This window comes from Herbaspirillum chlorophenolicum, from assembly GCF_001189955.1.
Lineage (GTDB): Bacteria > Pseudomonadota > Gammaproteobacteria > Burkholderiales > Burkholderiaceae_D > Herbaspirillum > Herbaspirillum chlorophenolicum.
The window spans coordinates 1-10,578 of record NZ_LFLT01000076.1; the positions used below are offsets into that span (position 1 = coordinate 1).

The 10,578-nt window shown below is 60.1% G+C and carries 8 protein-coding genes and 1 other RNA gene; 1 reads left to right on the forward strand and 8 read right to left on the reverse strand.

Annotated features, from left to right (window positions below; all coding sequences use genetic code 11):
* Positions 1-182: 182 nt before the first annotated feature.
* Positions 183-770, forward strand: a complete 588-nt coding sequence (locus AKL28_RS22355; protein WP_156226448.1) for a DUF6671 family protein — start codon at positions 183-185, stop codon at positions 768-770.
* Here AKL28_RS22355 and AKL28_RS22360 read toward each other — a convergent pair.
* The 8 genes from AKL28_RS22360 to ssrA form a co-directional block, all read right to left on the reverse strand.
* Positions 727-1,686: a LysR substrate-binding domain-containing protein gene (locus AKL28_RS22360; protein WP_231602622.1), complete on the reverse strand. Its 960-nt coding sequence runs from the start codon at positions 1,684-1,686 to the stop codon at positions 727-729. The genes AKL28_RS22355 and AKL28_RS22360 overlap by 44 nt on opposite strands.
* A gap of 701 nt (positions 1,687-2,387) precedes the next feature.
* Positions 2,388-3,122 carry a hypothetical protein gene (locus tag AKL28_RS22365; protein WP_231602624.1) on the reverse strand — a complete coding sequence of 245 codons (735 nt, stop codon included), beginning with the start codon at positions 3,120-3,122 and terminating at the stop codon, positions 2,388-2,390.
* Positions 3,123-3,160: 38 nt separating this feature from the next.
* Complete coding sequence (flgE, locus tag AKL28_RS22370; protein WP_050470512.1) at positions 3,161-4,423, reverse strand: flagellar hook protein FlgE; 1,263 nt, start codon at positions 4,421-4,423, stop codon at positions 3,161-3,163.
* Positions 4,424-4,470: 47 nt separating this feature from the next.
* Entirely contained in the window at positions 4,471-5,577 is a 1,107-nt protein-coding gene (locus AKL28_RS22375) for a VirK/YbjX family protein (protein ID WP_050470513.1), read from the reverse strand.
* 126 nt (positions 5,578-5,703) lie between these two features.
* A complete protein-coding gene (locus AKL28_RS22380; RefSeq protein ID WP_050470514.1) occupies positions 5,704-8,223 on the reverse strand; it encodes a TonB-dependent siderophore receptor in 2,520 nt (839 codons plus the stop codon).
* 17 nt (positions 8,224-8,240) lie between these two features.
* Positions 8,241-9,191: a DUF4880 domain-containing protein gene (locus tag AKL28_RS22385; RefSeq protein WP_050470515.1), complete on the reverse strand. Its 951-nt coding sequence runs from the start codon at positions 9,189-9,191 to the stop codon at positions 8,241-8,243.
* Positions 9,188-9,733, reverse strand: a complete 546-nt coding sequence (locus AKL28_RS22390) for a sigma-70 family RNA polymerase sigma factor (RefSeq protein WP_050470516.1) — start codon at positions 9,731-9,733, stop codon at positions 9,188-9,190. The genes AKL28_RS22385 and AKL28_RS22390 overlap by 4 nt, the downstream gene beginning before the upstream one ends.
* Before the next feature lie 661 nt (positions 9,734-10,394).
* Positions 10,395-10,578: a transfer-messenger RNA gene (gene ssrA / locus AKL28_RS24115) on the reverse strand; the annotation flags it as partial.

Below are 10,578 nucleotides of genomic sequence, written 5' to 3' on the forward strand. Positions count from 1 at the left end.
TGGTGCGCGTGCTTGTCGCGGGTCCCCCTGGCGGACCCCCCCCATGGTGGGGAAAGAAATGTGTTCTGGCCTCTTTGTGGGCGCCCGGGGAACTAAGGTCTCCCCCGCGTGTTGTTTAAGAGACGGCGGCAGGGGGAATTTTTCCGGGGCACCCCCGCCGAAAAGAAACCGCCATTGACGCCGTGTTGGAGAAAGCAAGACGGGCTTGCCTTGTGACAGGGATACCCCGGGCAGTTGCCAGTGAAGGGTCATACAGGCCATGCCAGGAACTGTTCCCCGGTGCACACAATGTTGAGCTTCTTTCGTTTGTTGACCTGCAGGCCGATTTTTCGTGCGTTGAACATTTAACCAATACGGGCACTTCGTTTGTGAAGGGGCGAGTTCTCCCCGACCTGGAGGCGCCAGAAACGGAAACTTTGCTTCGCGAGATGAACTGGCCGCGGGTCAAGGCACTTGTGGTTCCCGATGACCCCGCCTTGGGGACATGGCCCGAAGACGTATTTAAGGGTATCGGAGACGAAGAAGCGCTGATCCAGGCGATGAAGTCATGCGCGCAAAAAACGAGCGATGGCCTCGTGCATGTTGAAACCGATTTGCGCGCACATATGAATCCAACCCGGATGGAGTCCGTCGCCAGCGTTGCCAAGGTGTTCGTGGCAAGACTGTACAGTTCGGACTATGGAAAGCGCATACGTTCTTTGACCAGGGTGTCCGCAGCAGATTCAATCAGCCTCGAACTGGCTTCTGTCGTCGGGAGCGCGAGGCATTAATTGTCGCTTGAACCCAGTTGATAAACGCCATTGTCGATTCGTCTTTTCGCGGACCGAAGCAGGCGATGAACGATCGTGGACTACTGATGGATGTTGCGAACGGCGCCACAAGAAGGCCTTGTTCCAGCAGCGCATCGACCAACGGGGAGCTTCCCAATGCAATACCTTGCCCTATGGTCGCGGCCTGGATCATCTGGTCGACATGGCTGAAACGATATCCTTTTCCTACTGCGGGGGCATAGCCGGCTGACTCAAGCCAGTTTGCCCATTGCAACCAGGGCCATGCGTTTTTGGGATCGTTTAAATGAAGCAGTGTATGAAATCGCAGGCTTTCGATATTCCCGGCGTCAGTTCCCATTTTCTTCAGGAAGGCCGGACTGCACACCGGGAAAATATCTTCTCCGGATAAATACAAGTAGTCTTTTTCTTTAACGGACTCGAGAGTGGTATATCGGATTGCGACATTGAAAATGTCCTGCTTGAGATCGACCAGGCGATTGTTTGAATCGATGTCCAGTTCAATTTCCGGATGAGCGCTTCGGAAATCCGCCAGTTTGGGGACCAGCCATAATGCGGAAAATGGATTGTTGGTTGACACTTTGACACGGCACAGCGACTTTTCCTGCTTCAAATTCGCGACGGTTCTGGCGAGTGATTCCAGCGAATCCTGGACTGTTTCGTACAAGATCTGCCCTTGCTCTGTGAGCTTTAACTCCCGGTGCAATCGCTCAAACAGAGCGAACCCCAGCGACTCTTCCAGTTTCTTGACCTGCCGGCTGATTGCGGATTGAGTGACATGGATTTCTTCTCCAGCTTTTGAGAAACTCAATTGCCGTGCTGCAGCCTCGAAGCTAACTAGTAAATCTAACGGTGGAAGGCGACGCCCCATAAATATCGGCCAATATTTTAATGCCATAAGGCAACAGTTGACGGTTGCACCAGAATTTGGTGCTTCAGTCTATCAAACTATGAAAAATGAATAACTGATCGCTGTTTTTAATAATTTTCCTGTAAAGAAAAGTGCCCCGGTAGCTTCTTTTTCATTTTGTTGGGACGGGGAACGGGGTGAATTTGGCGGACGAGATTGTATCCGGGGTTTCCCATATTCAAAATGTAATGCCGCTTGCAACTGAGGGAGAGGGAAATGGAGTGATAGCACTTGGCCGTTCTTGGATTGATTTGGCTTGAAAAAGCTAATGTCAACGAATCCGATAGAGTCTCCACGAACAAAAAACGCTGTCTCCGGGGAGAACAGCGGTTTTTTTGAGATGCTCCGGGATGTCGAAGGACTGATGGATGCCGTGAGCCGGCCATCACCAAGAGAAGACCTATAACGTTCTTTTTCCTTGCACCGGCAATTTGGCCCGCAGCAGCATGGCTGAGGCGCTGCTGGATACTTGGGTGAAGACCGCTTCAAGACCTGCAGCGCAGACAGTCATCATGCTGGCGCCGTCAATTCATTGGCGCTGGAGCAGAGCCATGCCATGGGTTATCCGCCGTGCGATCTTCGCAGCAAGAATTGGGATGCGTGCGCGGCAACGGATACTGTCAGGATGGACTTCATCATCGCCGTCTGCGACAACGCCGCTGGCGAGGCAGGTCCGAGATTTGGCCGGGCTAACCGATCTCCGCCCACTGGGGCTTTGAAGATCCTGCCGCGGCAACGGGTATCGCTGTGGCGCGAGCCTGCATCGCATCCGCGAGGGCATGCAGGACTTTTCCAGCCAGCGTATTGAGGAGACTGTCGTGCTCCTCCTCATAGAGCCTGAGCAAACGCAGGCAATTCTTGTCCGTCCACATCCAGTCGCCGTTCCTGCCGTTGGCTGCAAGCTGATGACGCGCTTGCATCGGTACCTCGGGGATACGGTCATGCCACTCCCACAGGTAGTCGCGTCCATCCTGCCGGGTGTAAGGGATGTCGAACATGTCGGCGACCAGGCGATCATGGCGGGCCGTGAAATCGATGGATTCCAGCCGATGACTGCCATCGGGCATGGAGTGGAGCGCTTCGATCCAGCAATGGTAATCCTTCAGATCCGACAGCTTGCGCGCCCGGCGGCGCGCGTCGCGGCTAGGGAATAGCACCACATAGAGTCCATCGCCGCAGTCGATGATTTCCCCGCCGGAGACGGCGACGTAGGGACGGTTCAGCAATAGACTCAAGACACGCGCGCCGACCAGCGCGTAATCGGCGCAGCGGCCCAGAGTGCCCATGCTCAGGCTGGCATCGGCGGCGGCGCTTTCCATGACCGTGTTCAGCGCGGCATCGATCAGGTCGCGTGTCGCAGGATCGATGGGCATGCTCAGCACCGCGCCAGGCGAGGGGCTGGGCGACGCGTCGGAAGCGTTCATGGAGCGATCGCCGGCAACAGATTCCATGGGCATAGTCCTCAGCGCAGGCTGACCAGGGTTTGCAGCACGGTGTCCTGCACCTTGATGGTCTGGGAGTTGGCCTGATAGACGCGCTGCGTGACGATCATGTTGACCAGTTCGGCTGTCAGATCCACGTTGGACTGCTCCACCGCGCGTCCCTGCAGGCTGCCGAAGGAGCCGGTGGTTGGCGTGCCCACCATCGGCGTACCTGCTGCGGCCGTGGCTTGATAAAGGTTGTTGCCCAGCGCCTGCAGGCCATGCGGATTGGCGAAGTTGACCAGCGCCACCTGTCCCATGACACGGGTCTGCTGGTTGCTATAGGCGCCGATGATGCTGCCATTCTTGCCGATGGTGAAACTGGATAGCGTGCCGGAAGGCATGCCATCCTGGCTTTGCGCCAGGTTGGCGAAGGCCGATCCGGTCTGGGTCGATCCGGCATAGTTCAGCGTGATTGGGCCTGGGAAGGTACCCCCTCCCTTGGCCAGGCCGGCGAGATTGAGCGACATCCCTGTGCTCGCGGTCAAGGCGCCGGTGGCGTCGAAGGCCAGCGTGCCCACCAGTTGCGGCGCCGTGCCGGGCGGCGGGCCGGTGAGCGGCTTTCCATCGAGGGTGGCGTACACCGACCAGGTGGTACTCGGTGGCGAACCCGCCGGTGTGCCTTTGACGTAATAGGCCTGCAACGAATACGGATTGCCAAGGCTGTCGTAGACAGTGGCGCCGGTGGAATTATTGTAGCTGTTGGGATTGGCCGGATCGAAGGGGCTGATGGCGGGCACGCTCTTGCGCGAATCGAGGTTGACCTTGGTGGCGATACGCGAGGTCGCGGCGGCCGGCAGCGTGGCAGTGTCGATCTTTAGCGGAACCGGATCGCCGCCGCTGGCACCGGCCGGATAGCCGGTGAGGTAGGCGCCGTTCATGCTGGGGTTGATCAGATAACCATTCTTGTTGAGCTGAAACTGTCCATTGCGGCCATAGCGCGGCGACTGGTCGGCAAGACTGGCCACCATGCGGAAGAAGCCGTCGCCATTGATGGCCACGTCCAGCGCATTGTTGGTGGTGGCGATATTGCCTTGGGTGAAGGCCTGGGCGACGTTGGCAATGGTTACGCCGATGCCGACCGGTGAGTTGCCGGAGCGATTCATGGAGTTGGCGTAGGCATCGGAAAACTGTACCTGGCTTTGCTTGAAGCCGACGGTGCTGGCATTGGCGACGTTGTTGCCGATGACTTCCAGATGCCTGCTTGCGCCATGCAGGCCGCTGAGCCCCTGTTGAAAACTCATGATGGTTCCTCTCCATTGAATGGTCGTTGCAGTGCTGTCAGAAAGGCTTATGGCTTCTTTAGGCGAACCATTACGCGACCGATTTCCTGCGCGGCCTGTTGCGTCAGCGCCAGGCGATGACGGGCTTCTGCGCGCTTGCGCGAGGGGAGTTCGTTGATGTCGGTGGGTGTCGGTTCTTCGCAAGACAACTCGTAGTCGCCGTCGCCGCGTTGTGCGGCGCCGAGCTCCAGCCAGAATGCGTCATAGTCGGCATGAACCCGGTCACGCTTGCAGCGATGGTTGGAGACCCGATTGTGATTGCTGACCAGCACCATGCGCGCGCAGCCGTAGCCGGCACCGATGGCACGCACCAGGCGGATCATCAGGGCCTTGGGGCGCAGGCCGAACATGTCGCGCGTGGCGCGGCGCACGTGTTCGCGGCTGTCGGCGCCGCCCGGCCCTTGCAGGCAGCCGATGCCGATGCACCAGAGGCCCTGTTGGCGATAGAAGGTGAAGGCGGTGGAGAACAGGTGCTGGTCGTTGCGATAGAGGTGCAGCGCCAGTTCGCCTTCGCGGTCCAGGCTATCGATAGCGGCCAGCCGCACCTCATACGGGTCGCCCGACTTGCCGTTGAAGAGTCCGATGGGAATCCGTTGCCGGGATGCCTGCAGCACCAGCGGCGCCAGGCCTTGGCGGATGATGAAGTCGTAGTGGCTGGTCAGGATATCCAGGCGCTCGGGGTGGCGCAGGTGCAGCGACTGGTAGGGGCGATAGATCTTCTGCAACAGTCGTGGAGTGGCGATCGCCAGCGTCACGTGGGTGGACGTGAGGTTCCAGAAGTCCAGCCAGCGTCGCGTCTGGCGCGGATGAATGAGACCGCGGATGCAGAGTTTGATGCGCCGGGCCAGCCGCGACATTCCTGAGCGCTGCCGATCCGGGGCGCTGTACAGGCTCACCGGGAGTCCTGCCGTCGGGTTGCGCGGCCGGGGCGCCGTGGCGCGCGTGAACCAGTCGGCAGTCACGCGCACCTGGCGATAGCAGCGCGCGATGCCCGGCCACACCAGGTAAAAACCCAGCGCAAACAGCAACAGGCACAGGCAGGCCAGCAAAGGCCCCTGGGTATCCGGCAGCAGCCAGTAGATACCGCGGGAATGGATGAAACTGGTGGAAGTCATGGTGGTCGCAGCTCCTTGCACGATAAACAGAGAAGAAATCTGTCTCTCTGTCTTGCTTGTGCAACGAGCTGGCCAAAATGACGGTCTGTTACAAATTTAATTTGGCGACCGCGCCGAACCGGGAGGCTAGAACTCCACGATATGGGTCAGCGTCACCGTGCGCGCGGGTTCCACACCGATGGTGGTGGTGGCGAAGTCGCTGTAGAGCCGGCGGTCGAACAAATTGCGGATGCCCAGAGTGGTGCGGCTCGAGCGGGAGCGGTAGTAGAGGCTGGCGTCGGTACGGGCTTGGCCGGGAATGCGCACCTGAGAGTCGGCGTCGCTGAAGGCCATGTAGCTGCTGCGCACGGTCATGCCCAGCCCGAATCCCCAGCCGCGCCAGCCTTCGGACTGCAGGTCGTAGGTGCTCCAGACGCTGGCCCGATGATGCGGGAACTGCGCCAGCCGGCTGTCCTCGTCCTGGCTCGGGGCCGGATGGAAGAGGCTGTAGCTGTAGCTGGCGGTCAGGTTCCAGCCGCGCGCAAGGCGACCCGACAGGCTCAGTTCCAGGCCCTGGCTGACCGCCGAGGGCAGCAGCACATAGCGGTTGAAAGGCGAGCTGGTATCGGGGAAGACGAATTGCAGAACGTTGGTATGGGTGGCCCGGTACAGGGCCGCCGTGAAGATGGCGCGCTTGTCCAGCAATTCGAGCTTGATGCCGACTTCAGTTGATTTGCCGGTCGTGGCAGGCGCGATGTTGATGCCGGGCCTGCCGCCGTTGAGGGTAGAGTCCAGCAAAAGCTGGCCGGGCGTGAAGCTGCGGAAGGAATTGGCATAGATCGTTGCAGAGTCGGCCAGGCGGTAGGCCACGCCGATATTGTAGACCGGTGCGTTGCGCGGCGGCGAGGTGTCGTGGGACACACCGTTCATGTCGGTATCGGAGGAGAAGTTGTTGCGCTCCTGCTCATAACCGACATTGGCCAGCAGGTGCCAGCGCCGCCATGTGATCTGGTCCTGCAGATACAGGTTGGAGGTATAGATCGCATCGTTGTCGTTGATCAGGCTGCGCGCGCCGCCGACGGGCGGCAGCACGGTTCTGGATGGCGGCCAGGGGACGATGACGATAGCGGTGGCGTCGTCGGCATCGCTGTAGCTCTTCAAGCGTGTCCGTGAGAAGCTCGCACCGGCCATCAACGTGTGTTGCCATTCGCCGCTGGAGACCCTCAGCGACAGGTTGTTATCGATGCTGGCGCTGTCACTGTGCAGCAGCGACTGGTCGGTTGCGCAGACGCCCGTGCCTTCGTCCAGATCCACCGGGATGCAACTGCTATAGCCCGAGGCGGTGTAGCGCAGGCTGCTGAAGCGGGCCTTGCTGTTCAGGCGCCAGCCTGCACCCAAGGCTTGTTCCCAGGTATAGAACAAGTCGGTCTTGGTGGCATGGCTGTGATCGTCGGGCAGACCCCAGGGGGCGGTGCGGATATCGGGGCCGGGGCCTTTGTCGGTCAGCATGGCGCTCTGGTAGCCGCCGAATGGGGTACGCGCCACATGGTAGCTGAAACCGGCCACGAAGGAGGTATCGGCATCCTTGTAACCGATGGAAGGGGCAAGGTAAAACTCGCGCTCGCCGTCGTAGCCGTCCAGGGTGCGCTTGTCATGCACGGCCGAGATAATGGTGCGATAGGTCCATGCGCGGTCTTCCGTCAGGCTGCCGCCCAGGTCGAGTGCGCTACGCCGGTGGCCGCGATTGTCGATCTCAAGCGTCCATTCCCGTATCGCATCGGCCACCGGTTGCTTGGTCACGATATTGACCGATCCGCCCGGTTCCATCGGGCCGCCGACGATGATGGAGTCGGCCCCGCCCAGGACTTCGACACGCTCGATGGCGGCCGCCGGCACATCCAGCGAGGTGATGGCGCGCGATCCCGAGACCCGGCCATTGGTCACGTTGGTCAGCGACACCAGGTCGGCCCAGCCGTCCCGCATGACCGGGGCGATGAAGCTGCGCACGTAGAGCGTGCCGGCCTGATCGATGCCATCGCCACGGCTATAGGCGACCGAACTGATGTTCTGCAGGCTATCCACCACTGACTTCGACTGCCGGCTTTCGATGACGCTGTTGGTGATTTCCTGTATCGACACCGGCAGCAATGACAAGGATTGCTCGTGGCGGGTGGCAAGCTGGCTGCTAGTAGCCAGGAAACCCGAATCCAGATAGCCGTGGCTGGTGTCGCCGACGCCGGGGGTGCCCGTCCTGAGCACGGGCGGCAGTGGCGGGTTATAGGCGTCGATGGTGGTCAGCTCGCTGGCGCGTGGCGTTTCCGGAACGGAACGGCGCACGCCGAAGGAACCATCGGGATGCGCGACCAGTTCCAGGGGACTGTTGGCGAGCGCCTTGCGCAGCGCCGCTTCCAGAGTGAGCCTGCCATGCACCCCGGCGCAATCAAGCGAGGCCACCACGGCGGGATCGAACAGCACGATTCCGCCAGCGACATGGGCGATGGCTGCCAGCGCGCTTTCTATCGGACCGGCCGGCACCTGGAAATCGAAGAGCGCAGGCTCCGGCTGGACCTGGTTTGTAGTCGCCGCATGGGCGACAGGCGCAGCAGCAGCCGGCACGACGGCGGCCAGGCAGTACGCCATCAGGCAGGCGATGCTTCGATATCGCATGTTCGGCGGGATGGCGTTCAGGCGCGAGAGGAAATGCTTACCCAGTAGGGGCTGACCCGGGTGACCGCAATGGGCAGGGCACTGGCTAGCGCCGACAGGACGCGGTCGGTGTCGTCCAGCGGGAAAGTGCCGCTGATACGCAATTGCGCCACCGCCGGATCGAGGCGCAGGATGCCCTTGCGATAGGGCCGCAGGGCTGCCACCACCTCGGCCAGTGGAGTGTCGGAGGCAGTGTAGTAGCCATCGACCCAGGAATTCTCGCCACCGTTGATCTGGTGCGGGGAAGCGATGCTGTCCTGGTCGAACCAGGTACGCTGGCCCGATGCTAGCTCGGCGCGGGTACCGTTGCGAGTGGTCAGCGATGGCGCCGCCTGCAGCGCCACGATGTCGGTGCGCAGCTCCTGATAGCGCAACATGAGGGTGCCGGCCGGCAGGCTTACGCTGCCGTGTGCGGTATCGATGGAGAAGGGCAATGCACCTTGCGCGGCCACCTGGACCTGGATCTCACCGGCGAACAGGCGGATCTGTCGCAGCGAAGGCAGGATCAGGTGGTCGGCCGAGCTGCGTGCGTTGAGCGTGACCACGCTGCCATCGGCCAGGATGGTACGGCGACGTTCACCGGTGCTGGTGTGCAGGTCGGCAGTCAGCCCGCCCACGGGGGTGAACTGATCCAGCAGGGCGCCTGCACCGACGGTAAGGCCCGCCAAGGCGGCGATACGCTTGAGGGTCTTGCGGCGCTTGCTTTTCTGTTGCAGCGTGTTGCGCAAGATGGCGGGGGCGGCGCCGACTTTGCGCGGGACATCGAATTGCCGTACCGATTGCGTCAGGTTGGCATAGGCCGTGGAATGCCGTGGATCGGCTGCCTTCCAGCGCTCGAAGGCGGCGCGTTCGGTGGCAGGCAAGTCGCCTTGCTCCAGTTGCAGCATCCACTCGATGGCCTGCTCCACGATCTGTTCATCGGTCTTCATGCAACCTGGCCCAGTGGCTCGAAACCTGCAGCCTTGTAGCACTGCAGCAGTCCCTTGGCGACATGGCGCCGGGCCACGCTGGGGGTGATGCGCAATTGTTCGCCGATGGCCTGGTAGGTCAGGCCATCGAGCTTGTAGAGCAGGAATGCGGCGCACTCCTTGGCCGACAATCCCGCCAGGGCGCGGTCTATGGCATGCAGGGCTTGCAGCAATTGCAACTGGTCTTCCGGCGAAATCGCCTGTGCATCGCCTGCCGCATGGGCCAGCGCTTGCAGGCAAGCTTCCTCCAGGTCGCGCCGGCGCCACAGTTCGTAGACGATGCGGCGTGAAATCGTCGTCAACAGGGCGCGCGGCTCGCGCACTTCCTGCGGAGGCGGCGAGCTCAGTAATTGCGTGAAGGTTTCAGACGCTACATCGTCCGCCGCGAACGTGTCGCCCACGCTGCGCCGCAGGCGCGTGCGCAGCCAGCCATGATGCTCGATGAAGATGGCTTCGATCTTGCTCATCGCATTGAGGCGGTCGGGTATGTTCTGTGAACTCATCTGGTGGGTTGCCGGAATAAGAACTTATTGTCTTTGGGGTGAGGCGCGTCGGCGTTGCTCCTCTTATTGGTCTTTGGCAGGAGCACTATTGAACATGTCGCGAATTATAAGAGAAATCGATAAGAGGAAAAACACTTGCCCGCGGCGCGCTGTGCAAGATGGAGGGGGCAGCTTTTTTCCTAGGCGGGTCGCGGGATACTGAGGGGAGATGCGAGGGAGGGATGAGTGGACGGAGTGTAAGGATTTCGTGTCGTTGATGTCTAGCCAACTGTGGCCTCTCATGACGACCTTGAACGCCAGAAAACAAAAAACCGCCTAACCATGCGGGGTTTAGGCGGTTTTCTGAACTTCCTTGAACACCATCGGAAGGGTAAATGGTGGAGGCGGCGGGAATCGAACCGTTACCTAGGGTCGATAGGTTATTTCTCTTCTTTTTCTCTATGAAATAAAGGTGAAAATTTGTGCGCATTAATGGCTTTTTCTCTGCCATTTATTGTATTAAGGCAAGCGCGAAAACATTCCTCGGAAGCAATGTCCCGACGTTAAACGAATGTCTTTTTAATACGGAAAAGTGAATGCCCACTACGCTCGAGGTGGCCCACAAAAGTGGGCCAAAATTCGTCACGATGACGAATTTCCTCAAGGTAATGTTGCTAAAGAGGTATGGAGGCGGCGGGAATCGAACCCGCGTCCGCAAGCACTCTACAGACGGTTCTACATACTTAGTGCTGTCATTTGATTTAACTCGGACGCCGCGGACGCACACGCTGCGTAAAAGCTAGTCACCTTAGATTTAACCCCGGTTCAAGTGACCCGTTCCGAGGCGATTCTCTGTAAATGACTCC